29 protein-coding genes and 1 pseudogene are annotated in these 26,993 nt (G+C 52.9%); 17 read left to right on the forward strand and 13 right to left on the reverse strand.

The features are described 5' to 3' along the window. Positions 1-135: 135 nt before the first annotated feature. The 5 genes from ACQ29O_RS19320 to ACQ29O_RS19340 all read right to left on the reverse strand — a co-directional run bounded on the left by ACQ29O_RS19320 (position 136) and on the right by ACQ29O_RS19340 (position 3,722). Entirely contained in the window at positions 136-867 is a 732-nt protein-coding gene (locus ACQ29O_RS19320; RefSeq protein WP_000032793.1) for a hypothetical protein, read from the reverse strand. A 144-nt stretch (positions 868-1,011) separates the two neighbouring features. After that, positions 1,012-2,988 (reverse strand): biosynthetic arginine decarboxylase, encoded by a 1,977-nt coding sequence (speA, locus tag ACQ29O_RS19325; protein ID WP_024143622.1) that lies wholly within the window; start codon positions 2,986-2,988, stop codon positions 1,012-1,014. A gap of 8 nt (positions 2,989-2,996) precedes the next feature. Beyond that, positions 2,997-3,128: an acid stress response protein YqgB gene (gene yqgB, locus ACQ29O_RS19330; RefSeq protein WP_000729109.1), complete on the reverse strand. Its 132-nt coding sequence runs from the start codon at positions 3,126-3,128 to the stop codon at positions 2,997-2,999. Between the two features lie 85 nt (positions 3,129-3,213). After that, on the reverse strand, positions 3,214-3,363 hold the full coding sequence (locus ACQ29O_RS19335) for a hypothetical protein (protein ID WP_001751809.1): 150 nt from the start codon (positions 3,361-3,363) through the stop codon (positions 3,214-3,216). A 59-nt stretch (positions 3,364-3,422) separates the two neighbouring features. Beyond that, on the reverse strand, positions 3,423-3,722 hold the full coding sequence (locus tag ACQ29O_RS19340; protein WP_001576358.1) for a hypothetical protein: 300 nt from the start codon (positions 3,720-3,722) through the stop codon (positions 3,423-3,425). A gap of 56 nt (positions 3,723-3,778) precedes the next feature. Between ACQ29O_RS19340 and metK the strand changes: the two genes are divergently transcribed. The 8 genes from metK to ruvX all read left to right on the forward strand — a co-directional run bounded on the left by metK (position 3,779) and on the right by ruvX (position 11,169). Beyond that, entirely contained in the window at positions 3,779-4,933 is a 1,155-nt protein-coding gene (metK, locus tag ACQ29O_RS19345) for a methionine adenosyltransferase (protein WP_001062140.1), read from the forward strand. Positions 4,934-5,425: 492 nt separating this feature from the next. Next, entirely contained in the window at positions 5,426-6,820 is a 1,395-nt protein-coding gene (gene galP, locus ACQ29O_RS19350) for a galactose/proton symporter (protein ID WP_001113168.1), read from the forward strand. A gap of 78 nt (positions 6,821-6,898) precedes the next feature. Continuing rightward, entirely contained in the window at positions 6,899-7,396 is a 498-nt protein-coding gene (locus ACQ29O_RS19355) for a SprT family zinc-dependent metalloprotease (protein ID WP_000856781.1), read from the forward strand. 95 nt (positions 7,397-7,491) lie between these two features. Further along, on the forward strand, positions 7,492-8,199 hold the full coding sequence (endA, locus tag ACQ29O_RS19360; protein ID WP_000286118.1) for a deoxyribonuclease I: 708 nt from the start codon (positions 7,492-7,494) through the stop codon (positions 8,197-8,199). 76 nt (positions 8,200-8,275) lie between these two features. Further along, positions 8,276-9,007: a 16S rRNA (uracil(1498)-N(3))-methyltransferase gene (gene rsmE / locus ACQ29O_RS19365; protein WP_001675718.1), complete on the forward strand. Its 732-nt coding sequence runs from the start codon at positions 8,276-8,278 to the stop codon at positions 9,005-9,007. 19 nt (positions 9,008-9,026) lie between these two features. After that, positions 9,027-9,974 carry a glutathione synthase gene (gshB, locus tag ACQ29O_RS19370; RefSeq protein ID WP_000593248.1) on the forward strand — a complete coding sequence of 316 codons (948 nt, stop codon included), beginning with the start codon at positions 9,027-9,029 and terminating at the stop codon, positions 9,972-9,974. Positions 9,975-10,189: 215 nt separating this feature from the next. After that, on the forward strand, positions 10,190-10,753 hold the full coding sequence (locus tag ACQ29O_RS19375; protein WP_001053173.1) for a YqgE/AlgH family protein: 564 nt from the start codon (positions 10,190-10,192) through the stop codon (positions 10,751-10,753). Beyond that, positions 10,753-11,169: a Holliday junction resolvase RuvX gene (gene ruvX / locus ACQ29O_RS19380; RefSeq protein WP_001285489.1), complete on the forward strand. Its 417-nt coding sequence runs from the start codon at positions 10,753-10,755 to the stop codon at positions 11,167-11,169. The genes ACQ29O_RS19375 and ruvX overlap by 1 nt, the downstream gene beginning before the upstream one ends. Positions 11,170-11,215: 46 nt before the next feature. On the opposite strand, the gene ACQ29O_RS19385 is transcribed toward ruvX, so the two are convergent. Continuing rightward, the gene (locus tag ACQ29O_RS19385) at positions 11,216-11,902 is read right to left on the reverse strand and encodes an IclR family transcriptional regulator domain-containing protein (protein ID WP_000098325.1); all 687 of its coding nucleotides are present in this window, start codon (positions 11,900-11,902) and stop codon (positions 11,216-11,218) included. Positions 11,903-12,033: 131 nt separating this feature from the next. Then, complete coding sequence (locus tag ACQ29O_RS19390; protein ID WP_001055642.1) at positions 12,034-13,014, reverse strand: type IV pilus twitching motility protein PilT; 981 nt, start codon at positions 13,012-13,014, stop codon at positions 12,034-12,036. Positions 13,015-13,031: 17 nt separating this feature from the next. Between ACQ29O_RS19390 and ACQ29O_RS19395 the strand changes: the two genes are divergently transcribed. From ACQ29O_RS19395 to hemW, 5 genes are read left to right on the forward strand one after another with little or no spacing between them, the layout of a single operon-like run. Beyond that, entirely contained in the window at positions 13,032-13,736 is a 705-nt protein-coding gene (locus tag ACQ29O_RS19395) for a YggS family pyridoxal phosphate-dependent enzyme (RefSeq protein ID WP_000997812.1), read from the forward strand. A gap of 18 nt (positions 13,737-13,754) precedes the next feature. After that, entirely contained in the window at positions 13,755-14,321 is a 567-nt protein-coding gene (locus tag ACQ29O_RS19400) for a YggT family protein (RefSeq protein ID WP_001094848.1), read from the forward strand. Further along, positions 14,318-14,608 carry a DUF167 family protein YggU gene (gene yggU / locus ACQ29O_RS19405; RefSeq protein WP_001277205.1) on the forward strand — a complete coding sequence of 97 codons (291 nt, stop codon included), beginning with the start codon at positions 14,318-14,320 and terminating at the stop codon, positions 14,606-14,608. Before ACQ29O_RS19400 ends, yggU begins: the two co-directional genes overlap by 4 nt. A 7-nt stretch (positions 14,609-14,615) precedes the next feature. Further along, positions 14,616-15,209: an XTP/dITP diphosphatase gene (locus ACQ29O_RS19410; RefSeq protein ID WP_001174769.1), complete on the forward strand. Its 594-nt coding sequence runs from the start codon at positions 14,616-14,618 to the stop codon at positions 15,207-15,209. After that, a complete protein-coding gene (hemW, locus tag ACQ29O_RS19415; RefSeq protein ID WP_001096521.1) occupies positions 15,202-16,338 on the forward strand; it encodes a radical SAM family heme chaperone HemW in 1,137 nt (378 codons plus the stop codon). Before ACQ29O_RS19410 ends, hemW begins: the two co-directional genes overlap by 8 nt. Positions 16,339-16,428: 90 nt before the next feature. Here the strand turns inward: hemW and ACQ29O_RS19420 are convergent, their stop codons facing one another. The 5 genes from ACQ29O_RS19420 to trmB all read right to left on the reverse strand — a co-directional run bounded on the left by ACQ29O_RS19420 (position 16,429) and on the right by trmB (position 20,618). After that, a complete protein-coding gene (locus ACQ29O_RS19420; RefSeq protein WP_000252197.1) occupies positions 16,429-17,436 on the reverse strand; it encodes a DUF1202 domain-containing protein in 1,008 nt (335 codons plus the stop codon). A 132-nt stretch (positions 17,437-17,568) separates the two neighbouring features. Next, on the reverse strand, positions 17,569-18,615 hold the full coding sequence (gene ansB / locus ACQ29O_RS19425) for an L-asparaginase 2 (RefSeq protein ID WP_000394184.1): 1,047 nt from the start codon (positions 18,613-18,615) through the stop codon (positions 17,569-17,571). 188 nt (positions 18,616-18,803) lie between these two features. Then, entirely contained in the window at positions 18,804-19,523 is a 720-nt protein-coding gene (locus ACQ29O_RS19430; RefSeq protein WP_000984829.1) for a DUF2884 domain-containing protein, read from the reverse strand. A gap of 49 nt (positions 19,524-19,572) precedes the next feature. Then, positions 19,573-19,899: a YggL family protein gene (locus tag ACQ29O_RS19435; protein WP_001107574.1), complete on the reverse strand. Its 327-nt coding sequence runs from the start codon at positions 19,897-19,899 to the stop codon at positions 19,573-19,575. After that, the gene (trmB, locus tag ACQ29O_RS19440; RefSeq protein ID WP_000786890.1) at positions 19,899-20,618 is read right to left on the reverse strand and encodes a tRNA (guanosine(46)-N7)-methyltransferase TrmB; all 720 of its coding nucleotides are present in this window, start codon (positions 20,616-20,618) and stop codon (positions 19,899-19,901) included. The genes ACQ29O_RS19435 and trmB overlap by 1 nt, the downstream gene beginning before the upstream one ends. A gap of 154 nt (positions 20,619-20,772) precedes the next feature. Between trmB and mutY the strand changes: the two genes are divergently transcribed. The 4 genes from mutY to ACQ29O_RS19460 all read left to right on the forward strand — a co-directional run bounded on the left by mutY (position 20,773) and on the right by ACQ29O_RS19460 (position 24,799). After that, the gene (gene mutY, locus ACQ29O_RS19445; protein ID WP_001148955.1) at positions 20,773-21,825 is read left to right on the forward strand and encodes an A/G-specific adenine glycosylase; all 1,053 of its coding nucleotides are present in this window, start codon (positions 20,773-20,775) and stop codon (positions 21,823-21,825) included. A gap of 27 nt (positions 21,826-21,852) precedes the next feature. Then, positions 21,853-22,128 carry an oxidative damage protection protein gene (locus ACQ29O_RS19450; RefSeq protein ID WP_000091706.1) on the forward strand — a complete coding sequence of 92 codons (276 nt, stop codon included), beginning with the start codon at positions 21,853-21,855 and terminating at the stop codon, positions 22,126-22,128. A gap of 112 nt (positions 22,129-22,240) precedes the next feature. Next, the gene (mltC, locus tag ACQ29O_RS19455; RefSeq protein WP_000976289.1) at positions 22,241-23,326 is read left to right on the forward strand and encodes a membrane-bound lytic murein transglycosylase MltC; all 1,086 of its coding nucleotides are present in this window, start codon (positions 22,241-22,243) and stop codon (positions 23,324-23,326) included. Positions 23,327-23,542: 216 nt separating this feature from the next. After that, positions 23,543-24,799 (forward strand): nucleoside permease, encoded by a 1,257-nt coding sequence (locus tag ACQ29O_RS19460; RefSeq protein ID WP_001049804.1) that lies wholly within the window; start codon positions 23,543-23,545, stop codon positions 24,797-24,799. A 61-nt stretch (positions 24,800-24,860) separates the two neighbouring features. Here ACQ29O_RS19460 and ACQ29O_RS19465 read toward each other — a convergent pair. After that, positions 24,861-26,992 (reverse strand): annotated as a pseudogene (locus ACQ29O_RS19465) (ornithine decarboxylase). Between the last annotated feature and the right edge of the window lies 1 nt (position 26,993).

Below are 26,993 nucleotides of genomic sequence, written 5' to 3' on the forward strand. Positions count from 1 at the left end.
AACAATTTCCCTGCCAGAGAGTGGTCGTTTCTTTCCCGCAACCTACGGCTATGCGCGTCACACAGTCCTTCCCCACCAGACTCGGCAGGAAAGGCGCTAATTCCCATAACGCATATTTGACGTTTGATGCCGGGTTTATTTGCGGCAGGGCGGCGGCGCATACCCGTTGTTGTCCGCCGGGAAAGCCTGCGAGGAACAAGGCGGTAGCGTATTTGTTGCTTTACCCTGCAATGCAAAAGCGGCAAAGCCGATGACGCCGATGTTGCGTACATCGCCCTGCGCGGAGTGGGCCGCATAAGCGTCAGCTACGTCGGCGAACTGGAATGCCGCCTCAGTGTGTTTATCTTTGCGAAACCCTTTAATCGCCAGTGAATCGCCGGCGTTAACAATATAGCCATGATGATTCAGCGAGCCTGCTTTTCCGTTCAACACGTCCAGGCCATCAACCGTTGCGACGATTTCGTAATTGGTATCATGACTGTAATTACGAATATATAACTGATAGTTCATCCCTGATCTTGCAGGAATACTATATTGCCATTGTCCCATTGATGCGTTGTAGCGACGAGTAATTGGAATCGAATTAAAATTAGCGTCGCGCACAGCATATTCAAGATCGCTGATACGTATACTATAAACTTTATCGTAACCTGACGGATATTGAGTGGAGTAATTTATTATCACCATTTCGGCAGGTTCTCGATCGGCACGTTCTACCGAAACGCTTTGTACCGATGAATGCACGTCGCCGCCCCAGGCGGTGCCGACGTCGGATGAAGAGCCATTATTAGATTGCATTCCGCTGGAACAACCGCCTAACAGCAAAAACAAGCCAACAATGACGGCATTAAATTTAAATTTGCTCATACTTAACCCCCTTTTTAATTATTAGGGGGATTGTAGGCCCATAAAATTACATAGAGAAGCGGCACCGCTGATAATTAAGAATTTATAAAATATAAAAGGGTCGATTTAAATAATTAAATCGACCCACAAGCGGAATACTCTTAATTACTCATCTTCAAGATAAGTATAACCGTACAATCCCGCTTCAAATTCCTCAAGGAACTGCTGCTGCAACGCATCGTCCAGATCCGTCTGTTTTACCTGGTCGCGGAAATGCGTTAACAGCGTTTTTGGATCCAGTTGCACATATTGCAGCATATCCGCAACGGTATCGCCTTCGTCCGACAGCTCAACCTCGACGCTACCATCCGGGAAGACAAACACGTCAACCGCTTCAGTATCGCCAAACAGGTTGTGCATGTTACCGAGGATCTCCTGATAGGCGCCGACCATAAAGAAGCCGAGCATCGGTGGATTCTCTGGATCGTATTCCGGCATCGGCATCGTCGTGGCGATACCGTCGCCATCGATATAGTGGTCAATAGCGCCATCGGAATCACAGGTTATATCCAGCAGCACGGCACGACGTTCCGGTACCTGATCTAACCCTTCCAGCGGCAGCACCGGAAAGAGCTGATCGATTCCCCACGCGTCCGGCATCGACTGGAACAGCGAGAAGTTGACGTACATTTTGTCCGCCATCCGCTCTTGCAGTTCGTCGATAATCGGGCGATGCGCACGGTTTTGCGGGTCCAGTTGCTTCTGCACTTCATGGCACATGCTGAGATAAAGTTGCTCCGCCCAGGCGCGCTCCTGCAAACTAAACGCGCCGGAAGAGTAGCCGATATGAATATCGTGCAGATCCATTTGGCTATCATGCAGCCACTCACGCAGCGAGCGGCGGGTGCCAGGTTTATGCATCTCCTGCCAGGTTTCCCACAGATTTTGCAGCGCGCGCGGCGCATCTTCAGCAGGGGCAGTCGGATCCGTGTATTCGTTACGCTCCACACCGATAATGTTAGAGACCAGTACCGTATGGTGCGCAGTGACGGCGCGGCCAGACTCGGTAATCATCGTCGGATGCGGTAAACCATGCTCTTCGCAGGCATCGCCAATCGCCCAGATGATGTTATTGGCATATTCGTTCAGGCCATAGTTCACCGAACAGTCGGACTGCGAGCGGGTACCTTCATAATCCACGCCCAGACCGCCGCCCACGTCGAAGCACTGGATATTAACGCCCAGCTTATGCAGCTCAACATAGAAACGCGCGGACTCGCGCACGCCGGTCGCGATATCGCGAATGTTCGCCATCTGCGATCCCAGGTGGAAGTGCAACAGTTGCAGACTGTCCAGACGCCCGGCGTCACGCAGGGTCTCCACCAGTTGCAGCACCTGGGTCGCCGCCAGGCCGAATTTTGATTTTTCGCCGCCGGAGGATTGCCACTTACCGGACCCCTGAGAGGCCAGACGCGCACGCACGCCCAGGCGAGGACCCACATTCAGGCGCTCGGCCTCTTCCAGCACAATCGCGATTTCAGACATCTTTTCGATGACCAGATAAACCTTATGGCCCATCTTCTCGCCAATCAGCGCCAGCCGAATGTATTCACGGTCTTTATAACCATTACAGACGATCACGCTACGGGTCATGCCGGCATGCGCCAGCACCGCCATCAATTCCGCTTTTGACCCCGCTTCCAGCCCCAACGGTTCACCGGAATGGATAAGGGACTCGATCACGCGGCGATGCTGATTGACCTTAATCGGATAAACGAGGAAGTAGTCGCCGTTATAACCGTAAGATTCACGCGCACGCTTAAACGCCGCGTTAATTGAACGCAAACGGTGTTGCAGGATCTGCGGGAAGCAGAACAGCGCCGGCAGACGCTGACCTTGCGCTTCGCGCGCTTTCACCAGTTTGGCAAGATCGACACGCGCTTCCGGTACGTCGGGATCGGGGCATACGCTAATATGGCCCAGCTCGTTGACGTCGTAGTAGTTATTGCCCCACCAGGCAATATTGTAAGTGCGCAGCATCTTGCTGGCTTCCTGGGAGCTCATTGCAACCTCCTGCATGGAGCGTAGTACACCCTGTTCGCCTGCTGACGAAGGCGAACCCATAGACATGTCGTCAGACATAGCGAACCTCAATTTTTATTAGCAAGTGTAAAACAGTTGACTACTATCGCAATCCGAAGACGCGATAACAACCCATAGACAAGCGGATTTTCCAGCAGATAGCGCTGATGCTCCGCCTGCGCGACCGGTTTCTTTTTCATATCATTGTAAACACGTAACCGAACTCACAGATAACGGTTCGGCGAAACCACGAGAAAACTCTTGCGTTAACAAGAGCGCCCTTGTTCAGTCTTCAGCGCCATTGCCGGCTCTGGAATCCTGAGAAGCGCCGAGATGGGTATAACATCGGCAGGTATGCAAAGCAGAGATGCAGATTGCGGGGGACATGCGCGCACCAGAACGATGCGACAGATTCAGCAGAATACAACGGTTCATTATCTCGTATCACCTCCACGGCCGCCTCGTAAGACGAACCCACAAGCCAAAGCAACGTTTTAACCCGGCTGGAAGTGGCGACACGAAGAAAACGTCGTGTGCTTTTGTATGAGCCGCGCGTCGCGTTTTATACCCAGAACGCAGAAAAAAAGCAAAGCATAAATGCGCATAATGTCAGCATTATCAGAAACGTTTATCGCCTGATTTTGACCGACATTGCGACGGCCTTCAAAAAAAGCTGGAAATTGGGCGAAGAAGTGACCTAAAATAGCCGTCCAGATGTTAATCCATCCATACTGATTAACACTCAGACTGCCAGTGTCAGCGACCTTCAGACTCATGGTAGAATCTTCTGTCATGACTATTCCGCACAACAGTTTGAGCTAACTAAATTCTCCTTTAGGTGAAATTAAATATGGCAAAACACCTTTTTACGTCTGAGTCCGTATCAGAAGGGCATCCTGACAAAATTGCAGACCAAATCTCTGATGCCGTGTTGGACGCTATCCTGCAACAGGATCCGAAAGCACGCGTCGCCTGTGAAACCTACGTTAAAACCGGCATGGTTTTAGTTGGCGGTGAGATCACCACCAGCGCCTGGGTCGATATCGAAGAGATTACCCGTAATACGGTGCGCGAAATTGGCTATGTGCATTCCGACATGGGCTTTGACGCCAACTCTTGCGCGGTACTGAGCGCAATTGGCAAACAGTCTCCGGATATCAACCAGGGCGTTGACCGCGCAGACCCGCTGGAACAAGGCGCGGGCGACCAGGGCCTGATGTTTGGCTACGCGACAAATGAAACCGACGTACTGATGCCTGCGCCAATCACCTACGCGCACCGTCTGGTACAGCGTCAGGCTGAAGTGCGTAAAAATGGCACCCTGCCATGGTTGCGTCCGGATGCAAAAAGCCAGGTCACTTTCCAGTATGACGACGGCAAAATCGTCGGTATCGACGCCGTGGTTCTCTCTACGCAGCACGCAGAAGATATCGACCAAAAATCGCTGCAAGAAGCGGTGATGGAAGAGATCATCAAACCCATTCTGCCGTCTGAATGGTTAAATACGTCCACTAAGTTTTTTATCAACCCAACCGGTCGTTTTGTTATCGGCGGCCCGATGGGCGATTGTGGTCTGACCGGTCGTAAGATCATTGTTGATACCTACGGCGGTATGGCGCGTCACGGCGGCGGCGCCTTCTCCGGTAAAGATCCGTCTAAAGTTGACCGTTCTGCAGCTTACGCTGCGCGTTATGTCGCGAAAAACATCGTGGCGGCAGGTCTGGCGGATCGCTGTGAAATCCAGGTCTCCTACGCTATCGGCGTAGCGGAGCCGACGTCCATCATGGTGGAAACGTTCGGTACTGAAAAAGTGCCTGCTGAACAGTTGATTCTGCTGGTGCGCGAATTCTTCGACCTGCGCCCGTACGGCTTGATTCAGATGCTGGATCTGCTGCACCCGATCTACAAAGAAACTGCGGCTTACGGCCACTTCGGTCGCGAAAACTTCCCATGGGAAAAAACCGACAAAGCGCAACTGCTGCGCGATGCTGCCGGTCTGAAATAATCGCCCGCGCCTGACGCTGTTTTTCAGCCAGGTAAACCATACCGTACTTATCAAGGCCAGCGCCCTGCTGGCCTTTATCATTGCTGATACACGCAACGTTATCAGATATTCCAGCGTGAATTTATACTGACCTTTTTGTGATGCGCAGCACAATCCACTCTCCCCTTTCGTTTCTTCGACTACACTTTTTATCATTCAGTTTCAGTCATCATGAAAGCGGTTACATTCATTTTCATTAAGAACTGACCGCCTCACTATCGGTATGCTAATTCTACGATGAAAATATTACATAATTTTTCAACTTTGTCTGAATACCAGGCGATTGATATGGTTATAAGATTATTAAAACTATTATTTTTCAGATAATTAAATAATCACCGAGATAAATAGTAGTGTAAACGATTACACCATTGTGATTAGCCTCACATCTTTTTACGGCGTACTCACCTACTCTTAACATCGATAAAATTGCTAACCCAACCGGAGGGCATAATGCCTGACAATAAAAAACAAGGGCGTTCCAACAAGGCCATGACATTTTTTGTCTGCTTTCTTGCAGCCCTGGCAGGATTACTTTTTGGCCTGGATATCGGCGTTATCGCCGGTGCTTTACCCTTCATTACCGACGAGTTTCAGATTACCGCACACACTCAGGAATGGGTGGTCAGCTCCATGATGTTTGGCGCGGCCGTCGGCGCTGTCGGCAGCGGCTGGCTCTCCTTTAAGCTGGGTCGTAAAAAAAGCCTGATGATCGGCGCTATCCTGTTCGTCGCCGGTTCGCTGTTCTCCGCTGCGGCGCCTAACGTTGAAGTCCTGATTATTTCTCGCGTGCTGCTGGGTCTGGCCGTCGGCGTCGCTTCCTACACTGCACCGTTGTACCTGTCCGAGATCGCGCCGGAAAAAATTCGCGGCAGTATGATCTCAATGTACCAACTCATGATCACCATCGGGATTCTGGGCGCTTATCTGTCAGATACCGCGTTCAGCTACAGCGGCGCATGGCGCTGGATGCTCGGCGTGATCATCATCCCGGCCATTCTGCTGCTGATCGGCGTCTTCTTCCTGCCGGACAGCCCGCGCTGGTTTGCGGCAAAACGCCGCTTCCATGATGCTGAACGCGTCCTGTTGCTCCTGCGTGACACCAGTGCGGAAGCAAAACGTGAGCTCGATGAAATTCGCGAAAGTTTGCAGGTTAAACAGAGCGGTTGGGCGCTGTTCAAAGAGAACAGCAACTTCCGCCGCGCCGTGTTTCTTGGCATTTTGTTGCAGGTCATGCAGCAATTTACCGGGATGAACGTCATCATGTATTACGCGCCGAAAATCTTCGAACTGGCGGGGTACACGAATACCACGGAGCAGATGTGGGGCACCGTTATTGTTGGTCTGACTAACGTGCTGGCAACCTTCATCGCTATCGGCCTGGTTGACCGCTGGGGCCGCAAGCCGACCCTGACGCTGGGCTTCCTGGTCATGGCGATTGGTATGGGGATTCTGGGTACGATGATGCACATCGGCATCCATTCGCCGTCTGCGCAATACTTCGCTATCGCTATGCTGCTGATGTTCATCATTGGATTTGCGATGAGCGCTGGTCCGCTGATTTGGGTACTGTGCTCCGAAATCCAGCCGCTGAAAGGCCGCGATTTCGGCATCACCTGCTCCACCGCGACCAACTGGATCGCCAATATGATCGTCGGCGCAACGTTCCTGACCATGCTGAACAATCTGGGTAACGCCAACACCTTCTGGGTCTACGCTGGCCTGAACGTGCTGTTTATCCTGCTGACCCTGTGGCTGGTGCCGGAAACCAAACACGTTTCGCTGGAACACATTGAACGTAACCTGATGAAAGGTCGTAAACTGCGCGAAATCGGCGCCCACGACTAATCCCTCCACGCTTCCTCCTGCCACAGGAGGAAGCGTTTTTCTTGCAGTCCCTCTTCCGTCGCACTATTCTCTGCCGCTATGAAAACCCCTCGTCTCCCTATCGCTATCCAGCAGACCGTGATGCGCCGTCTGCGGGAAAATCTCGCCCAGGCGAACCTCAAGCTCGATAGACATTATCCGGAGCCGAAACTGGTGTATACGCAACGCGGCACCTCGGCGGGCACCGCCTGGCTGGAGAGCTACGAAATCCGCCTCAACCCGGTGTTACTGCTGGAAAACATCGACACCTTTATAGCAGAGGTCGTGCCGCATGAACTGGCGCATCTGTTGGTGTGGAAGCACTTCGGACGCAAGGCTCCGCATGGCAAGGAATGGAAGTGGATGATGGAAAGCGTGCTGGGCGTTCCGGCCAGACGTACTCATCAATTTGCGCTGCAATCCGTACGGCGCAACACCTTTCCCTACCATTGCCAATGCCAGCAACATCAACTCACCGTCCGCCGTCATAATCGGGTAGTACGCGGCGAAGCGGTTTATCGTTGCGTTCACTGCGGCGAACCACTGGTCGCCGGGTAGTTTCCCGAAACGTCCGGGAACTTTCCTGAGCGGACTGATTGCATACAGACACAACTTTCGTTACGTTGCGGGCTCGTTTTGCTATGGAGTGTGCAATGTACCGTAATTTTTCTTTTGCCGCTGCGTTGCTGGCCGCAGCGTTTTCAGGCCAGGCCCTGGCCGATGGCATTAACAATTTTTCTCAGGCCAAAGCGGCGAGCGTCAAAGTCAATGCCGACGCGCCCGGCAGCTTTTACTGCGGGTGCAAAATCCGCTGGCAGGGTAAAAAAGGCGTCGTAGACCTGGAGTCCTGCGGCTATAAGGTGCGTAAAAACGAGAATCGCGCCAGACGCATTGAGTGGGAGCACGTTGTCCCCGCCTGGCAATTCGGTCATCAGCGCCAGTGCTGGCAGGACGGCGGGCGAAAAAACTGCGCTAAAGACCCGGTCTACCGCAAAATGGAAAGCGATATGCATAACCTGCAACCCGCGATTGGCGAAGTGAATGGCGATCGCGGCAACTTTATGTATAGCCAGTGGAACGGCGGCGAAGGTCAGTACGGGCAGTGCGCCATGAAAGTAGATTTCAAAGCGAAGCTCGCCGAGCCGCCCGCCCGCGCCCGTGGCGCAATCGCCCGCACTTATTTTTATATGCGCGACCAATACCAACTGAAACTTTCCCGCCAACAAACGCAGCTTTTTAACGTCTGGGATAAGCAGTACCCCGTTACCGCCTGGGAGTGCGAGCGCGATGCGCGTATCGCGAAGGTCCAGGGTAATCATAATCCCTATGTGCAACGCGCTTGCCAGGCGCGAAAGAGCTAACCTACACTAGCGGGATTCTTGTTAACCCATGCCCTGGATAGCCAAACGCCGGGGCCATGACGCGGATTTTTTTATTATGCGTATTCCCCGCATTTATCACCCTGAATTGTTGACGTCCGGTACGCAGATTTCGTTATGCGAAGATGCGGCCAACCATATTGGTCGTGTACTGCGCATGGGAGCGGGACAAGCGTTACAGCTGTTTGACGGCAGTAATCAGGTATTCGATGCTGAAATCATTAGCGCCAGTAAGAAAAGCGTTGAAGTGCAAGTGATGAAAGGCGAAATCGACGATCGTGAATCGCCGCTACATATCCATCTGGGCCAGGTGATGTCGCGCGGTGAAAAAATGGAATTTACTATCCAGAAATCGATCGAACTAGGTGTAAGCCTCATTACGCCACTGTTCTCTGAGCGCTGCGGCGTTAAACTGGATAATGAACGTCTGAACAAAAAGCGCCAGCAGTGGCAAAAGATCGCCATCGCCGCCTGCGAACAATGCGGGCGTAACCGGGTGCCGGAAATTCGCCCGCCGATGGCGCTGGAAGCCTGGTGCGCCGAGCAAGATTCCGGGCTGAAGCTCAATCTTCATCCGCGCGCCCATGCCAGCATCAACACTCTGCCGCTGCCGGTTGAACGCGTCCGACTGCTGATCGGCCCGGAAGGCGGGCTGTCGGCGGACGAAATCGCGATGACCGCGCGCTATCAGTTTACTGATATTCTGTTAGGACCTCGCGTTCTGCGTACTGAGACAACCGCGCTCACCGCCATTACCGCGCTACAGGTGCGTTTTGGCGACTTAGGATGAAGCGTTAACGGAGAAAATAATGATCAAGCTCGGCATCGTGATGGACCCCATCGCACACATCAACATCAAGAAAGACACCAGTTTCGCTATGCTGCTGGAAGCCCAACGTCGTGGTTATGAACTTCATTATATGGAGATGGCCGACCTTTATCTGATTAACGGCGAAGCCCGCGCCCGCACGCGAACGTTGAGCGTGGAGCAAAATTACGATAAATGGTACGAGTTCGGCAGCGAGCAGGAGATTAAACTCGCCGATCTGGACGTCATTTTGATGCGCAAAGATCCGCCGTTTGATACCGAGTTTATTTATGCGACCTATATTCTGGAACGCGCTGAAGAAGAAGGGACGCTGATCGTCAACAAACCGCAAAGCCTGCGCGACTGTAATGAAAAACTGTATACTGCCTGGTTTGCCGATCTGACGCCGGAAACGCTGGTAACGCGCAATAAAGCGCAGCTCAAAGCGTTTTGGGAAAAGCACGGCGATATCATTATGAAACCGCTGGACGGTATGGGCGGCGCGTCCATTTTCCGCGTTAAGGAAGGCGATCCTAACATAGGCGTTATTGCCGAAACGCTGACCGAGCTGGGCAACCGCTACTGCATGGCACAGAACTATTTGCCCGCGATCAAAGATGGCGATAAGCGCGTCCTGGTCGTCGACGGCGAGCCGGTGCCTTACTGCCTGGCGCGTATTCCGCAGGGCGGCGAAACCCGCGGCAACCTGGCGGCTGGTGGTCGCGGCGAACCCCGTCCGTTGAGCGAAAGCGACTGGGAAATCGCCCGCCGCGTTGGGCCAACGCTTAAAGCCAAAGGGCTTATTTTCGTCGGTCTGGATATTATCGGCGACCGCTTAACGGAAATTAACGTGACCAGCCCAACCTGCGTGCGTGAAATTGAAGCGGAATACCCGATCTCTATCACCGGGATGTTGATGGACGCCATCGAAGCGCGTCTGGCGAAGTAAAGGTTTATTGCCCGGTGGCGTGCGCTTACCGGGCCTGAGCAATCACGCCGCCCCGGTCGGATAAGGCGGCGCATCAGCATCGCCATCCGGCAGTCTATTGCCCGATAAGGCCACCGTCCTTTGGCAAAAGACGGCTTATATGAGTGACAACCGTCCGCTTTCCCCACATACTGAACACTGTCGTTTTTTTGAACCAGGAAACAGAACCTCTGACAATGAATTTACAGCATCACTTTCTTATTGCCATGCCTGCGCTCCAGGACCCGATTTTCCGCCGTTCCGTGGTGTATATTTGCGAGCACAACCAGGACGGCGCTATGGGGATTATTGTTAATAAGCCTTTGGAAAATCTGCAAATTGAAGGGATTCTGGAAAAACTAAAAATTACGCCGGAACCGCGCGATTCGTCAATTCGTCTTGATAAAGCCGTGATGCTCGGCGGCCCGCTGGCGGAAGATCGCGGATTTATTCTCCATACTCCGCCGTCACGTTTCGCCTCCAGCATTCGTATCTCAGACAATACCGTGATTACCACCTCCCGCGATGTGCTGGAAACGTTAGGTACCCAACAACAGCCTTCCGATGTACTGGTCGCGCTGGGCTACGCCTCCTGGGATAAAGGCCAGCTTGAACAAGAGCTGCTTGATAACGCCTGGCTTACCGCGCCCGCCGATCTCAATATTTTGTTCAAAACACCCATTGCCGAGCGCTGGCGCGAAGCGGCAAAACTTATTGGCATTGATATTCTGACCATGCCTGGCGTTGCGGGGCACGCCTGATGAGCGACACCTTACTGGCCTTTGACTTCGGCACAAAAAGCATCGGCGTTGCAATAGGACAATGCATTACCGGCACCGCCCGTCCGCTTCCGGCAATCAAAGCACAGGACGGCACGCCCGACTGGATGCTCATTGAACGTTTGCTGAAAGAGTGGCAGCCGGACGAAATTATTGTCGGGCTACCGCTCAATATGGATGGCACTGAACAGCCGCTGACGGCGCGCGCACGTAAATTCGCCAACCGTATTCATGGGCGTTTCGGGGTAACTGTCACGCTGCACGATGAACGACTCAGCACCGTTGAAGCACGCTCCGGTCTGTTTGAACGAGGTGGGTATCGCGCACTGAACAAAGGCAAAGTGGACTCGGCCTCCGCCGTGATTATCCTCGAAAGCTATTTTGAACAGGGGTATTAAAGCCGTTTTTGTCAGCAGGCGGATAACGCGGTCACGGTTGCCAGGCTTACTGGGCAATAAGCTGGTTTAATGCCTTCAACGCCTGTAAACGCGCAGCCGCCTCCGCCTCATCAATCCGCCACATTCCCGCAAAGGCCAGCGCTGCGGCGTGCTTGCCTAGCGGTTGCGCCATAGAAACTTCACCATCAGCGTGATGCCACAGCACGTATCCCCGCTGGCGCTGCTGCGCCACATGCGGCGCCAGATTACGCCATTGCTCCGGAGTAAAACGCTGCATTAGCGCCTCATCGCTTTCTGCCGCCAGTAACGCCACTCCTGTTACCGACTGCCAGGCCGGGCACATGCGAAACCCCGCCAGCGCCTGACTTCCCTGCGAACCCGGCGTAGAGTGATAAATATAGATAATCTGGTCTTCCCATAGCACGCCTAATGCCACCACGATGTCTTTGGGCGCATGGCGTTCAAGGATAGGCAACGCATGGGAGAACAGCGCTGAACCACGAATCGCCTGCGCCGCCAAAGCATGAATGCCTGGCCCGGGTAAATAGCGTCGGTGCTCATCCTGCATCGTGAGTCCAATAGAGGCCATCGTCATTAACAGGCGATTAACGCGCGTGGTATTAATATCCATCAGCCGGGCAAGCTCGCGACATCCGATAGCACGGTCGCTGGAGACCAGATATTGCAGACAGCGAATGCCATCTATCAGGCTTTGATTCGGTTGTGATGACATCGTTAAATGGCTTCGCTGTGGTTTTAACAAAGCTGCGATTTTAACGCCGGTTCGCCAGGATACAAGCCTGCATGCCGTTCAATCCACCGCGCCAGTCAACACTTTACAACCCCCCTACGCCGCCATCTTCGCTACAGTCGTCCCTGCGCCTGACGCCATTGCGCGCTCTGGGCGAATGTCATCATCCCCTGCTGCTGCCCGGTTTGTATCACGTGGGCCAACTGATGGAGTTTGCCTTCACGGATCAAATTCCCTGTGGCTGGCGTATTAATCAGTAATTCAAACAACGCCACGCGCCCATCCTGTCTGTCGACCTCCAGTTTTTGTGATAGTACGGCGCGCAGACTACCCGCCAGTTGGCTGCGTACCGGTTCTTTTTCCTGCGCCGGAAAACTATCCACTAATCTTTCCACCGCCTGCGCCGCACCGCGAGTATGCAGGGTTGCCAGTACCAGATGCCCCGTTTCCGCCGCCGTCAGCGCCAGGCGAATGGTCTCGCTGTCACGCAGCTCTCCCAGTAAAATGACATCGGGATCTTCACGTAACGCCGCGCGCAGCCCGGCGGCAAAAGTGGCGCAATGCTGGCCGATTTCCCGCTGCTGTATCAGGCAACGCTTGCTGGTGTAACGGTACTCAATAGGATCTTCCAGCGTCAGGATGTGTTTATCGGCATGTTGATTAAGATGTCCCACCATCGCCGCCAGCGTAGTGGATTTCCCGCAGCCAGTAGCGCCAGTGACCAGAATCAGTCCGTTCTCGCTGGCAAGCAGTGCGGGTACTATCGGCGGCGTCTGGATTTCCGCCAGATCAGGACAACGCTCGGGCAATAGCCGTAGCGCCAGCGACGTTCCCTGTTGATGTGTGAACGCACTGGCGCGCAGGCGCCGCGTGCCAGACAGCGAGACGGCGAAATCAAGCTGGCCGTGCGTTCGCCACTGATATTGTTGCGCATCATTAAGCCAATCAAGCAGAAGCCTGTCGACATCAGGCGCGGTAAAAGGCGCGTTCTCCATGCGTCCTTGTTTGCGCCATCGCGCAGGCCAGGCGTTACACAGGTGTAGATCCGAGACGTTATGCTTTACACTAAGCGTCACAATTTCTTCCATATTCATATAAACATCCTCGGAAAATGAACGATATCGCGCATAACCTGGCATACATCCGGGACAAAATCTCCGCCGCGGCGACGCGTTGCGGCCGCTCTTCAGAAGAAGTTACGTTGCTTGCAGTGAGTAAAACCAAACCTGCGAGCGACATCGCAGAAGCCATTGCCGCCGGACAACGGGCATTTGGTGAAAATTATGTACAAGAGGGGGTGGAAAAAATCCGCCACTTTCAGGAAGCGAAAGTGGAAGGCCTGCACTGGCACTTTATTGGCCCTTTACAGTCCAACAAAAGTCGGCTGGTGGCCGAGCATTTTGACTGGTGTCATACCATCGATCGCCTGCGTATCGCCTCACGGCTGAGCGAACAGCGTCCGGATAATCTGCCGGCGCTAAATGTTCTGATCCAAATTAATATCAGCGATGAAAACAGCAAATCAGGCATTCCGCTGGCGGAACTGGATGAGCTGGCCGCTGCGGTGGCTACACTGCCGCGTCTGCGGCTTCGCGGACTGATGGCGATCCCGGCGCCAGAGTCAGATTATGTAAGGCAGTTTGAAGTCGCACGTCAAATGGCTGTAGCATTTGCCGGGCTGAAAGCGCGCTACCCTGACGTTGATACCCTATCTCTGGGTATGAGCGACGATATGGAAGCCGCGATTGCGGCAGGTAGCACAATGGTGCGCATCGGCACCGCTATCTTTGGTGCTCGTGATTACACAAAAAATTAAGGAAAACTGAGGAACGCCATGAATACGTTGACCTTCCTGCTCTCAACGGTAATTGAGCTGTATACCATGGTGCTATTATTGCGCGTGTGGATGCAGTGGGCCCGCTGTGACTTTTACAACCCTTTCTCCCAGTTCGTGGTGAAAATTACGCAGCCCATCATCGGACCGCTGCGTCGTATTATCCCGCCAATGGGGCCGATTGACAGCGCTTCCCTGCTAGTGGCGTTTATTCTTAGCGTTATTAAGGCGATAGTGCTGTTTAAGGTCATTACGTTTCAGGCGATTATCTGGATTGCCGCAGTGCTTATCTTGCTTAAAACAATCGGCCTGCTGATCTTCTGGGTGCTGCTGGTCATGGCTATCATGAGCTGGGTGAGCCAGGGTCGTAGCCCGATTGAATATGTATTGATTCAGCTTGCCGAGCCGCTGCTCAGCCCGATTCGCCGTATACTGCCTGCGATGGGCGGCATCGACTTCTCGCCGATGGTTCTGGTGCTGCTGCTGTATGTCGTTAATATGGGGATCGCTGAAGTCTTACAAGCGACAGGCAACATGTTGCTGCCGGGGCTGTGGATGGCGCTATGAGTGCTGTGACTCGCTGCGAAGACGGTCTGGTGTTACGGCTTTATATTCAGCCGAAAGCCAGCCGCGACAGTATTGTGGGCTTACATGGCGACGAGGTGAAAGTCGCCATTACTGCCCCACCGGTTGACGGTCAGGCAAACAGCCATCTGACCAAGTTTCTTGGTAAACAGTTTCGCGTGGCGAAAAGTCAGATCGTCATCGAAAAAGGCGAGCTGGGCCGTCACAAACAGGTAAAAATTATTCACCCGCAACAGATCCCGCCGGAAATTGCGGCGTTAACTGAGTAGGTATTCCATGCAAAAAGTTGTTCTCGCAACCGGCAACGCCGGTAAAGTGCGCGAGCTCGCGTCGCTGTTAAGCGATTTTGGGCTTGATGTGGTAGCGCAAACGGAACTGGGCGTCGATTCCGCGGAAGAAACCGGCCTGACGTTTATTGAAAACGCGATTCTCAAAGCGCGCCATGCCGCCAAAATGACCGGCCTGCCCGCCATTGCCGATGACTCCGGTCTGGCCGTTGACGTTTTAGGCGGCGCGCCGGGTATCTATTCCGCGCGCTATTCTGGCGAAAACGCGACAGATCAGCAAAATCTGGAAAAACTGCTGCATACTCTACGGGATGTTCCGGACGACAAACGCCAGGCGCGATTCCATTGTGTACTGGTTTATTTGCGTCATGCGGAAGATCCCACACCGATAGTCTGTCACGGTAGCTGGCCTGGCGTCATTACTCGCCAGGCGGCCGGAAATGGCGGATTTGGCTATGATCCCATTTTCTTCGTACCGTCTGAAGGCAAAACCGCCGCAGAACTGACCCGTGAAGAAAAAAGCGCGATTTCCCACCGTGGACAAGCGCTCAAGCTGCTGCTGGATGCGTTACGCAATGGCTAAACTACCGCCGCTCAGTCTTTATATTCATATTCCCTGGTGTGTACAAAAATGTCCATATTGCGACTTCAATTCCCATGCGTTGAAGGGCGAGGTGCCACATGACGACTACGTCCAGCATCTGTTAAACGATCTGGATGCCGACGTCGCTTGGGCGCAAGGGCGTGAAGTAAAGACCATTTTTATTGGCGGCGGTACGCCAAGCCTGCTTTCCGGGCCGGCGATGCAAACGCTGCTGGACGGCGTGCGTGCGCGCCTGAATCTGGCGGCGGATGCGGAAATTACTATGGAAGCGAACCCCGGCACGGTCGAAGCCGACCGCTTCATCGACTATCAGCGCGCCGGCGTAAACCGGATCTCCATTGGCGTGCAGAGCTTTAGTGAGCCTAAGCTGAAACGTCTTGGCCGTATTCACGGTCCACAAGAGGCGATGCGGGCAGCAAGACTGGCAAATGGGCTTGGGCTACGCAGCTTTAACCTCGACTTGATGCATGGATTGCCGGACCAAACGCTGGAAGAGGCGCTGAATGATTTGCGACAGGCAATTGCGCTTAATCCGCCGCATCTCTCATGGTATCAATTGACGATTGAACCCAACACTCTGTTCGGTTCGCGTCCGCCGGTTTTACCGGACGATGACGCTCTGTGGGATATCTTTGAGCAGGGCCACCAGTTATTAACCGCCGCGGGCTATCAGCAATACGAAACGTCGGCCTATGCCAAACCCGGTTATCAGTGCCAGCATAATCTGAACTACTGGCGCTTTGGCGACTATCTGGGGATTGGCTGCGGCGCCCACGGTAAAGTCACCTTCCCGGGCGGCAGGATCCTGCGCACCACCAAAACCCGTCACCCACGCGGTTATATGCAGGGACGTTACCTGGAAAGCCAGCGTGACGTGAGTGATGACGATAAACCCTTTGAGTTCTTTATGAACCGTTTTCGGTTGCTGGAGCGCGCGCCTCGCGCCGAATTTGTCGACTATACCGGGCTTACGGAAGCGGTTATTCGTCAGCCAATCGACGAGGCTATTGCCCAGGGCTACCTGACCGAATGCGAGCAATACTGGCAGATTACCCGGCACGGTAAACTGTTTTTAAACTCTCTTCTTGAGTTGTTTCTCGCGGAATAACAAGGATAAGCCTGTCGCGCCAGCGGGTAAAATACCTGATGGCGCGACGCTTACCGACCTGTGGCGGTTAATGCGCCGCCGGCAAGCGCATTATTTAATAACTCCTTTACGACGCAAATCGTCCGTATCTTTTTTCCAGCGCTCGTAACCGTCATTAATATCCATAATTTTCACACGGATATCACTCTGTTGCATCTGAAGTTTCTGTACCGCTATATTCAGCGGATATTGTCCTTTCTCTAACGTTATCCAGTCATTCTGCGCTTTTCGACGCAGCTCTTCTGATTTCAAAAATACCTGCCGCCGTTGCTCGTGTATGTCTAAATCTCTTTTCTGCTGAATAGCCGCTTCATTGCACGGCTCACTCTGCTTACGGCACGCGTCTAATGCCGGTTGATAGACCTCTTTTTCGTATTTCTCGGCATATACGCTGCTATCGTTGGCTTTTACATAATCATCGCGCTCTTTTAACGTCTTTTTAAACGCCTCAGCGCGGGTCAACGGTTTCCCATCAGCGCCTTTTCCCCAATACGCGTCCGCTTCTTTTTTAGCTACCGCTATTTTCTTATCCAGGGCAGAGAGTTGTTCTTCAAGACCGGGGATCGACGCTTTCTGCGCACGCCAGGAGGCTTCAATGTTGCCAAACCGATAGTTAAAATCATCGCTGTTGACGATCAGGTATTTATCATTCGTTTTAATGTCGTCAATAGCCCGGCCCTGATCGCTGGCTGCCATTTGTAATGAGTAATAGTTCACCGTCCAGCCAGAGGCTGGCGTCCCTTTACTGGTTAACATGGCAGAAAATTTAACGGGACGATCTTTGGTCCAGGTTTTTTCAACAAAATAATAATCCGCCGCCATACCAACGCCGGTATACATATCTTCACGGGAAGAAATATCCCCTTCGGCAGACCAGGTGGCCTGATTGCCCGTCGAATCAAGATTTTTTAAGGTAATGGAGTCCAGTTTAAGTATGCCGTGGTACTGCTTACTAAACTGTTCTTTTAAGATGTTATCGGAGGGTTGAGCAACCTCTGCCCAACTATAGCCTGAAATCAGGGCAAACAGCGCTGCGCCAGCAATCCATTGTCGAACCACTTGTGGACCTCCCGTCCAGAGACATGACGCCCACAATTATCATAACCATGATGATAATTAGCAAGATAATAGTGTTGGTTGTGCGAGAGGTCTTCCAAAAATAGCCCCGGCCTTCCGACCGGGGCATTATCATTAATACTGATTGAACATCGTCTGGATCTGTTTTGGATCTTTAGTCTGGGTTAACGCCAGTTGCAGTAAGACACGCGCTTTTTGCGGGTTCAGCGTGCCGGAAGCGACAAAGCCGTATTTTGCATCGTCAACTTCCGCATCCTGCGTGGTTGCGCCAGTCGGCACACGTGAAGAACGCACCACTACCGTACCGTTGTGCGCGGCGGTCGCCAGGGTATCAAAGACCGTTTTATACAGGTTGCCGTTACCCACGCCTGCGCTCACGATCCCGTCATAACCCGCGTCTACCAGCGCTTTTGCCGGCAGATCGGACGCATTCGCATAGTTATAAACGATACCGACTTTCGGCAACGCGGTCAGCTTCGACACGTCGAACGGGGTGGAGGTGGTATGTTTACGCTCTGGCGTACGCTGGTAGTCAATTTTACCGTTGTGGATATAACCCAGCGGGCCGTAGTTAACCGCTTTAAACGTCGCCACGTCAGTCGTATTGGTCTTAGTGACGTCGCGTCCGTCCATGACGGTATCATTCATTACCACCAGCACGCCGCGGTTGGCAGACTGTTTATCAGCCGCTGTTACTACCGCATTATAGAGGTTGAACGGGCCATCTGCGCTCATTGACGTGGAGGGACGCATCGCGCCGACCAGTACCACCGGTTTATTGCATTTCACGGTCAGATCGAGGAAATAAGCGGTCTCTTCCATCGTATCAGTACCGTGGGTGATCACGAAACCGTCGGTGCTGTCGCACTCGGTATTGATTTTTTTCGCCAGCGTGAGCCAGACTTCATCGTTCATATCCTGCGAGCCAATGTTAACGACCTGCTCGCCTTTCACTATCGCAATGTCCTTCAATTGAGGAACGGCATCCACCAGATTTTCGACACCGACTTTACCTGCCGTATAATTTGATTTTGTTGCTGAATCACCGCCGCCAGCGATCGTTCCGCCGGTCGCTAAGATGGTGATATTCGGTAAAGCGAACGCTGCGCCGCTGAAACCCATTACCAGAGCAGCTAATGCCGTTTTCCTGAAAAACTCCATGTTATATCTCCAGTTATGTCAACTGGTCGCATTATCTCTATATTGCAGACGAATAATGTGACGCCATACGATTAACCAGCGATATATATCCGACAGAGAGTATTTTTTAGAGATGGATAACAAAATGCAGGAAAAAACAGAATAAAAAGGCGCAGATACGATCTGCGCCATTGTTTAAAAAGGAAAGATTACTTCAGGCTGCCAACCAGCGCTTTGCGGCTATCTTCTAAGGTCACTACGCGGCTACAGACATCTTTGCCAAACTGCTGGAAATCTTTCTCCTGGTTTTTCCATTCGTTCTGGATAGCGGTTTGCAAACCACCGAGGCTGCCCATCACACCCTGTAAAGGATTGCCGCCGCCTTTAAGCACTACTTTGGCGCCCATTTCGTTAATGCTGTCCTGCAAAATACCGCCCATCGCCTGATTCACCAACTGCTGACCGTCGGCACGCACCTGGTCGATAGCCTTATAGTGGAACGTCAGGCCGTCCGTACGATGTTCAATAATGCGGTTCATTTGCGCTTTTAATTGCGCATCAAGCTTCGTCAGACGGCTACGCATGTTGCTGCTTTCGCCCACCTCTTTAGCGATGATTTTATCCAGCGCCACGCGGCCTTTTTCGACGCGCGATCGGGCGCCCTCATCAATCCACGGCAGCGCGCTTCGCAGTTCCGCCTGGTAATCTTTCGCTTGCTCGCGTTGCGCGGCGCTAAGGGTGTACTGCTTACCGTTGTACATCACATTGCCGTCCGGCGTGATCACCAGGTTGCCGTTTTCACCTTTCACCTGCACCGTTTGTGGACTCAGGATCACATCGTCACGCGGCGTGACGCTGCATTTGTAATCTGCATGAGCGGCCATCGCCGTAAACGTTAGCACTGCCGCCAACAGCGTTTTGCGCATCATAACTTTCCCTCAAGACAAAGCGGGCCGGCATTTGCCGACCCTGTACTTATTAGTCCCACCAAACGTCGAAAAGTTCGCTGGTTCGGACTTCTTCAAGGTTGCGCGCTTCCAGCCACTTACGCACAATCGCCTGATGTTCTTCGGTACATTTACCGATTTCCTGCATACAAATCAGCCCTTCCCAGGCCAGGTAGCCGCTGCCGTCAAACGCCAGTTTATTAGGCTCAATAACGTCATTAATAAAGTCATCGACAGTCTTATCGACCTGCTCTTCAGATGTACCTTCCGGAAAACGCCATGCCACCGAAAATCCTAATTCCTGGAATTCGTCAATGTGCATTTTTTTACGCAGACGACGACTACGGTTCTTTGCCATTATTTCACCCTCTCGAACATTAAGTCCCATACGCCATGACCAAGACGATGGCCACGTTGTTCAAATTTCGTTACCGGGCGCGATTCCGGGCGCGGTACATAATCATTGCTCTCTGACAGATTTTTGTACCCGTCGATAGAAGACATGACTTCAAGCATGTGTTCCGCATACGCTTCCCAATCGGTCGCCATATGGAAAACGCCGCCCAATTTCAGCTTGCTCAATACCAGTTCAGCAAACGGCACCTGAACGATACGGCGTTTATTATGACGCGCTTTATGCCACGGGTCAGGGAAAAAGAGCTGAACCATCGATAAAGAATTGTCAGGAATCATTTTATGCAACACTTCTACCGCGTCGTGGCACATGACGCGCAGGTTTTCAACGCCCTCTTCATGAGCGGATGCCAGACACGCGCCGACACCGGGTGAATGCACTTCAATGCCGAGGAAATTCTGCTCCGGGCGCGCTTTCGCCATCGCCACGAGAGACGCCCCCATGCCAAAACCAATCTCCAGCGTCACCGGCGCTTCGCGACCAAACAACGTGGCGAAATCTACCGGCGCTTCGCTGAACTCGACGCCCATCACCGGCCAGTAGTTTTCCAGCGCGTGTTCTTGCCCCTTTGTCAGTCGCCCCTGGCGACGAACAAAACTACGAATACGGCGCAGCGGGCGACCGTTTTCATCAAATTCCGGTGAAATGACGTCGTTTTTCATAAAAGTGTAGTCTGCTGTGTTTGAGTTCTGAAAACGGGCATTATCCAAAGTTAGTTGCCGGATGCAAGCATGAAGCGCACTGCGGAAAGTTCCGGTTTACACCCTGCGGCCTCTGTGCTGCAATCTTGCCCCCGGCAATAATGAATGAGTTTCCATGCAAGCGTCTCAATTTTCAGCCCAGGTTCTGGACTGGTACGACAAATACGGGCGGAAAACGCTGCCCTGGCAAATTAACAAGACGCCTTACAAAGTATGGCTCTCGGAAGTCATGTTGCAACAAACGCAGGTGACGACGGTGATTCCTTACTTTGAGCGATTTATGGCGCGCTTTCCGACGGTAACGGATTTAGCGAATGCGCCGCTGGATGAAGTACTCCATTTATGGACCGGGCTCGGCTATTACGCCCGCGCACGTAATTTGCATAAAGCGGCGCAACAGGTGGCGACGCTTCACGGTGGAGAATTCCCGCAAACTTTTGCCGAAATCGCCGCGCTCCCCGGCGTCGGACGTTCAACCGCCGGCGCAATTCTCTCCCTCGCGTTAGGTAAACATTATCCGATTCTTGATGGAAACGTTAAACGTGTGCTGGCTCGCTGTTATGCTGTTAGCGGCTGGCCTGGAAAAAAAGAGGTGGAGAATACGCTGTGGACGTTGAGCGAGCAAGTGACGCCCGCACGCGGCGTGGAGCGTTTTAATCAGGCGATGATGGATCTGGGCGCGATGGTTTGTACGCGTTCAAAGCCAAAGTGCACCCTGTGTCCGCTGCAAAACGGTTGTATCGCCGCTGCGCATGAAAGCTGGTCATGCTATCCGGGTAAGAAACCGAAACAGACGTTGCCGGAGCGGACGGGTTACTTTTTATTGTTACAGCATAATCAGGAGATTTTCCTGGCGCAGCGCCCTCCCAGCGGTTTATGGGGCGGACTCTACTGCTTTCCGCAGTTCGCCAGCGAAGATGAATTACGTGAATGGCTGGCGCAACGGCATGTTAACGCTGATAATTTGACCCAGCTTAACGCGTTTCGCCACACATTTAGCCATTTCCACCTGGATATTGTGCCTATGTGGCTTCCCGTGTCGTCACTGGACGCCTGCATGGATGAAGGCAGCGCGCTCTGGTATAACTTAGCGCAACCGCCGTCAGTCGGACTGGCGGCCCCCGTGGAGCGCTTGTTACAGCAGTTACGTACCGGAGCGCCAGTTTAACGCCCCGGTCGATGAAGAGGATGACTTATGAGCAGAACGATTTTTTGTACTTACCTGCAACGCGACGCTGAAGGGCAAGATTTTCAGCTCTACCCTGGCGAACTGGGAAAACGTATCTATAACGAGATCTCTAAGGACGCGTGGGCGCAGTGGCAGCATAAGCAGACCATGTTGATTAACGAGAAAAAGCTCAACATGATGAACGCCGAGCACCGTAAGCTGCTGGAACAGGAGATGGTGAGCTTCCTGTTCGAAGGCAAAGACGTTCATATCGAAGGTTATACGCCGGAAGATAAAAAATAGGCCCGTTGCTGAATGACGCTGCGCTTATTCGGCCTGTGAGTTATGCCGGATAAGCCCTTAGCGCCGCTGCCCGGCAACATGGCATAACGACAACACAACATGCACTCCCGGAATGATGAAAAAATTACTCGCGCTTGCTGTTATTGCGCCGTTGCTCATCTCCTGCTCCAGTTCGACCAAAAAAGGCGAGACGTATAATGAAGCCTGGGTCAAGGATACCAACGGCTTTGATATTTTGATGGGGCAATTTGCCAACAATATTGAAAATCTGTGGGGATATAAGGAAGTCCTGATTGCCGGGCCGAAAGACTACGTCAAATATACCGATCAGTTCCAGACCCGTAGCCACATCAACTTTGATGATGGGACCATTACCGTTGAAACCATCGCCGGGACGGAACCTACCGCACATCTGCGCCGGGCTATTATTAAAACGTTGCTCATGGGGGACGACCCAACCTCCGTCGATCTTTACTCCGATGTCGATGACATAAAAATTTCTAAAGAACCCTTCCTGTATGGTCAGGTCCTCGACAATACCGGCCAGCCTATTCGCTGGGAAGGCCGCGCCACGACATTCGCGGATTACTTGCTGAAAACGCGGCTCAAAAGCCGCAGTAACGGCCTGCGTATTATTTACAGCGTCACCATTAATCTGGTGCCGAACCACCTTGATAAACGCGCGCATAAATACATTGGCATGGTACGCCAGGCCTCCCGTAAATACGGCGTTGACGAGTCGCTGATTCTGGCGATTATGCAAACGGAGTCCTCGTTTAACCCGTATGCGGTCAGCCACGCGGATGCGCTGGGCCTGATGCAGGTGGTGCAACACAGCGCCGGGAAAGATGTTTTCCGTTCTCAGGGTAAGTCCGGCACGCCAAGCCGTAACTTCCTGTTCGACCCCGCCAGCAATATCGATACCGGCACAGCGTATCTGGCGATGTTGAATAATGTCTATCTGAGCGGTATCGAGAATCCGACGTCGCGGCGCTATGCGGTCATTACTGCCTATAATGGCGGCGCAGGCAGCGTATTACGCGTATTCTCGAACGATAAGATTCAGGCCGCGAATATGATTAACCGCATGTCGCCGGGGGATGTGTACCAGATATTAACCACCCGACATCCATCTGCGGAGTCGCGCCGCTATCTGTATAAGGTGAATTCCGCCCAGCGATCGTATCGCCGCCGATAAACCATCGCATCCCGCCTCTGGCCAGCAAATGACAGAGGCGGGAAAGGCAAAAGTGTTAACTCCGTCACCCTTTTGCTTTGCAATCAGAAATTGTTTGCAAATATTTGTCACAGGTAACAAAAAAAGCCCGCCTCTCATTGATAGAATCACACCAAATCACAACGGCAAATGTGCCTTTTAAAACATTCATCCGCTCTCAGGTGTGAGGAAATTAACATGAATCTTAAGCTGCAGCTTAAAATACTCTCTTTTCTGCAGTTCTGTCTGTGGGGAAGCTGGCTCACTACCCTGGGCTCGTATATGTTCGTCACCTTAAAATTTGACGGCGCATCTATTGGCGCAGTTTATAGTTCACTGGGGATTGCCGCCGTCTTTATGCCGACCTTGTTAGGCATTGTGGCTGACAAATGGCTGAGCGCGAAATGGGTCTATGCCCTGTGTCATGTCGTCGGCGCCATCACGCTATTCATGGCCGCGGAAGTCACTACGCCTGGGGCGATGTTCTTTGTGATCCTGCTTAACTCGTTGGCCTATATGCCGACGTTGGGCTTGATCAATACCATATCGTATTACCGCCTGCAGTCTGCCGGCATGGATATCGTGACTGACTTCCCGCCTATCCGTATCTGGGGCACCATTGGCTTTATTCTGGCGATGTGGGGCGTGAGTTTCTCCGGTTTCGAGCTGAGCCATATGCAGCTTTATATCGGCGCGACGCTTTCCGTTCTGCTGGTACTGTTTACCTTTACCCTGCCGCACATTCCGGTGGCGAACCAACAGAAAAACCAGAGCTGGACATCAATGCTGGGCCTTGACGCTTTTGCGCTGTTTAAAAATAAGCGGATGGCGATTTTCTTCATCTTCTCCATGATGCTGGGCGCGGAACTGCAGATCACCAACATGTTTGGCAACACCTTCCTGCATAGCTTTGATAAAGATCCGCTATTCGCCAGTAGCTTTATCGTGCAGCACGCCTCGGTGATGATGTCGATTTCGCAGATTTCTGAGACGTTATTCATCCTGACCATTCCGTTCTTCCTGAGCCGTTATGGTATTAAGAACGTTATGCTTATCAGTATTGTGGCGTGGATGCTGCGTTTCGGCCTGTTCGCTTATGGCGACCCGACGCCGTTCGGTACCGTTCTGCTGGTACTGTCGATGATTGTGTACGGCTGCGCCTTCGACTTCTTCAACATTTCTGGCTCGGTGTTTGTCGAAAAAGAAGTACGCCCGGAAATCCGCGCCAGCGCGCAGGGGATGTTCCTGATGATGACCAATGGCTTCGGCTGTATCCTGGGCGGCATTGTGAGCGGTAAAGTGGTGGAGTATTACACTCAAAACGGCATTACCGACTGGCAGACCGTGTGGCTCATCTTCGCAGGCTACTCGCTGGTGCTGGCCTTCGCGTTCGTAGCCTTGTTCAAATACAAACACGTTCGCGTTCCGGCAAGTTCGCAACCCGTTGCACATTAATCCTTGCCCTGTTTCGCAGGCCGGATAAGGTGTAAATGCCTTATCCGGCCTGCAGGCAACGTTACTTTAAAACATATCCGTACAAGCGTTGAATTCCATCGGCATCGGTCTCGCTATATACCCCCTGCAATTCCGGCGAAAAACCGGGCAACAGATTGATGCCCTCTTCCAGCGCCAAAAAATAACGCTGCGCCGCGCCGCCCCAAATCTCCCCGGGCACCACGCACAGTACGCCCGGCGGGTATGGCAATGCCCCCTCGGCAGCAATACGCCCGCCCGCCTCGCTGATACGCACCAGTTCTACATCGCCGCGAATAAAGGCGCTGTTGGCGTCCTGTGGGTTCATCGCCACATGCGGCAGGCTTTCTTTGCGGAACATCGCTTTTTGCAGATCCTTAACGTCAAAGCTAACGTACAGATTGTGCATCTCCTGACATAGCTCACGCAGGGTGTAATCGCGGTAGCGCACCGGGTATTTCTGAAAAACCGTCGGCAATACATCCGCAAGCGGCGTATCGTCTTCAATGTGCCGTTCAAATTGCGCCAGCATCGCGACCAGCCGCGCCAGTTTCTCTTCGCTCTCGGCGGGTGTCAGCAAGAACAGAATCGAGTTGAGATCGCACTTCTCAGGCACAATACCGTTCTCACGCAGATAGTGGGCGAGAATGGTCGCCGGGATGCCGAATTCGGTGTACTGCCCGCTATCGGCATCAATACCTGGCGTGGTCAGTAACAGTTTACAGGGGTCGACAAAATACTGGTCATCCGCATAACCCTCAAAGCCATGCCATTTCGCCCCGGGCTCAAAACTGAAGAAACGACGATTGCTGGCAATGGTCTCCGTCGGATATGCCTGCCACGGCTTGCCGTCAACCACCAGTGGGATAAAGGGCTGAAGCAGTTTGCAACGGGCGAGAATGGCTTTGCGTCAATGCCCAGCGCAACGCACTCCGCCCACAGGCGGCGACCGCTCTCCCCTTCGTGGATTTTGGCATTGACATCCAGCGCCGCAAACAGCGGGTAGAACAGACTGGTTGAAGCATGCAACATGAAGGCGTTGTTCAGGCGTTTGTGCGGGCAAAAACGCGCCTGGCCGCGAATATGGTTATCTTTTTTGTGGATCTGCGAGGTTTGTGAGAACCCCGCCTGTTGCTTATGTACCGATTGGGTCACAAAGATCCCTGGGTCGTTTTCATTAAGCTCCAGCCGCAACGGCGAGGTATCCGCCATCATATTGATAAACTGCTCATAGCCTACCCACGCGGAGTCAAACAGAATGTAATCGCAGAGATGCCCGATTTTATCCACCACCTGACGGGCGTTGTAAATAGTGCCGTCATAGGTACCCAGCTGAATGATCGCCAGGCGGAACGGACGCAGCGCATCGGCGCTTTCCGGCATCACGTCACGAATCTGGTCGCGCAGGTACGTTTCATCAAAACAGTGCGCATCAATACCACCGATAAAACCAAACGGGTTACGCGCCGCTTCAAGATAGACCGGCGTCGCCCCGGCCTGAATCAGGGCGCCGTGGTGGTTGGATTTGTGATTATTACGATCAAACAGCACCAGATCGCCGCGCGTCAGCAGGGCGTTGGTGACCACTTTATTCGCCGCCGAAGTCCCATTCAGCACAAAGTAGGTTTTATCCGCATTAAACACTTTTGCCGCAAATTTCTGCGCGTGTTTGGCAGAACCTTCATGTATTAGCAGATCGCCAAGTTTCACATCGGCGTTACACATATCCGCACGAAACAGGTTTTCACCAAAAAAGTCATAAAAATGGCGGCCTGCGGGATGTTTTCTAAAAAACTCGCCATGCTGGTGCCCCGGACAAGCAAAGGTACTATTCCCCATGTCGACATATTGGGTCAGGGTGTCATAAAAGGGCGGCAGAAGTTCCGCTTCGTAGCGACTGGCGGCGTTTTCCAACTCCAGCCATTCCTGCGCGTTCCCGCCGATTACCGCCGTAACGCCGACAGGCGCTCTGACGGGTTCATCCGCAAGCATAAACACCGGCAGGTGAAAACCGGTGCGTTTAAGCAACGCCAGAATACCGCTACGGCTGTCGGCAGTGGTAATGACGACTGCGGCCACATCGGTAAAGTCGGTACTGTCCAGCGCCACTACGTTTCGGTGGGTGGATAGACGGGGGATGAGTTCACCGCTGGCGGCAATATTCATTGATTTCATA

The sequence above is a fragment of the Salmonella sp. GDC200615 genome (assembly GCF_050574145.1).
Classification (GTDB): Bacteria; Pseudomonadota; Gammaproteobacteria; order Enterobacterales; family Enterobacteriaceae; genus Salmonella; species Salmonella enterica.

Excerpts from the sequence above, each read along its gene's own strand:
- ACQ29O_RS19385 (WP_000098325.1), bottom strand. The coding sequence starts at position 11,902 with ATGTCATCACAACCGAATCAAAGCCTGATAGATGGCATTCGCTGTCTG.
- ACQ29O_RS19390 (WP_001055642.1), bottom strand. The coding sequence starts at position 13,014 with ATGAATATGGAAGAAATTGTGACGCTTAGTGTAAAGCATAACGTCTCG.
- ACQ29O_RS19340 (WP_001576358.1), bottom strand. The coding sequence starts at position 3,722 with ATGACAGAAGATTCTACCATGAGTCTGAAGGTCGCTGACACTGGCAGT.
- metK (WP_001062140.1), top strand. The coding sequence starts at position 3,779 with ATGGCAAAACACCTTTTTACGTCTGAGTCCGTATCAGAAGGGCATCCT.
- mutY (WP_001148955.1), top strand. The coding sequence starts at position 20,773 with ATGCAAGCGTCTCAATTTTCAGCCCAGGTTCTGGACTGGTACGACAAA.
- rsmE (WP_001675718.1), top strand. The coding sequence starts at position 8,276 with ATGCGTATTCCCCGCATTTATCACCCTGAATTGTTGACGTCCGGTACG.
- ACQ29O_RS19450 (WP_000091706.1), top strand. The coding sequence starts at position 21,853 with ATGAGCAGAACGATTTTTTGTACTTACCTGCAACGCGACGCTGAAGGG.
- ruvX (WP_001285489.1), top strand. The coding sequence starts at position 10,753 with ATGAGCGACACCTTACTGGCCTTTGACTTCGGCACAAAAAGCATCGGC.
- ACQ29O_RS19355 (WP_000856781.1), top strand. The coding sequence starts at position 6,899 with ATGAAAACCCCTCGTCTCCCTATCGCTATCCAGCAGACCGTGATGCGC.
- ACQ29O_RS19410 (WP_001174769.1), top strand. The coding sequence starts at position 14,616 with ATGCAAAAAGTTGTTCTCGCAACCGGCAACGCCGGTAAAGTGCGCGAG.
- ACQ29O_RS19460 (WP_001049804.1), top strand. The coding sequence starts at position 23,543 with ATGAATCTTAAGCTGCAGCTTAAAATACTCTCTTTTCTGCAGTTCTGT.
- ACQ29O_RS19430 (WP_000984829.1), bottom strand. The coding sequence starts at position 19,523 with ATGATGCGCAAAACGCTGTTGGCGGCAGTGCTAACGTTTACGGCGATG.
- endA (WP_000286118.1), top strand. The coding sequence starts at position 7,492 with ATGTACCGTAATTTTTCTTTTGCCGCTGCGTTGCTGGCCGCAGCGTTT.
- ACQ29O_RS19335 (WP_001751809.1), bottom strand. The coding sequence starts at position 3,363 with ATGAACCGTTGTATTCTGCTGAATCTGTCGCATCGTTCTGGTGCGCGC.
- ACQ29O_RS19320 (WP_000032793.1), bottom strand. The coding sequence starts at position 867 with ATGAGCAAATTTAAATTTAATGCCGTCATTGTTGGCTTGTTTTTGCTG.
- ACQ29O_RS19435 (WP_001107574.1), bottom strand. The coding sequence starts at position 19,899 with ATGGCAAAGAACCGTAGTCGTCGTCTGCGTAAAAAAATGCACATTGAC.
- ACQ29O_RS19375 (WP_001053173.1), top strand. The coding sequence starts at position 10,190 with ATGAATTTACAGCATCACTTTCTTATTGCCATGCCTGCGCTCCAGGAC.
- yqgB (WP_000729109.1), bottom strand. The coding sequence starts at position 3,128 with ATGAAAAAGAAACCGGTCGCGCAGGCGGAGCATCAGCGCTATCTGCTG.
- ACQ29O_RS19395 (WP_000997812.1), top strand. The coding sequence starts at position 13,032 with ATGAACGATATCGCGCATAACCTGGCATACATCCGGGACAAAATCTCC.
- ACQ29O_RS19400 (WP_001094848.1), top strand. The coding sequence starts at position 13,755 with ATGAATACGTTGACCTTCCTGCTCTCAACGGTAATTGAGCTGTATACC.
- gshB (WP_000593248.1), top strand. The coding sequence starts at position 9,027 with ATGATCAAGCTCGGCATCGTGATGGACCCCATCGCACACATCAACATC.
- mltC (WP_000976289.1), top strand. The coding sequence starts at position 22,241 with ATGATGAAAAAATTACTCGCGCTTGCTGTTATTGCGCCGTTGCTCATC.
- hemW (WP_001096521.1), top strand. The coding sequence starts at position 15,202 with ATGGCTAAACTACCGCCGCTCAGTCTTTATATTCATATTCCCTGGTGT.
- speA (WP_024143622.1), bottom strand. The coding sequence starts at position 2,988 with ATGTCTGACGACATGTCTATGGGTTCGCCTTCGTCAGCAGGCGAACAG.
- yggU (WP_001277205.1), top strand. The coding sequence starts at position 14,318 with ATGAGTGCTGTGACTCGCTGCGAAGACGGTCTGGTGTTACGGCTTTAT.
- ansB (WP_000394184.1), bottom strand. The coding sequence starts at position 18,615 with ATGGAGTTTTTCAGGAAAACGGCATTAGCTGCTCTGGTAATGGGTTTC.
- trmB (WP_000786890.1), bottom strand. The coding sequence starts at position 20,618 with ATGAAAAACGACGTCATTTCACCGGAATTTGATGAAAACGGTCGCCCG.
- galP (WP_001113168.1), top strand. The coding sequence starts at position 5,426 with ATGCCTGACAATAAAAAACAAGGGCGTTCCAACAAGGCCATGACATTT.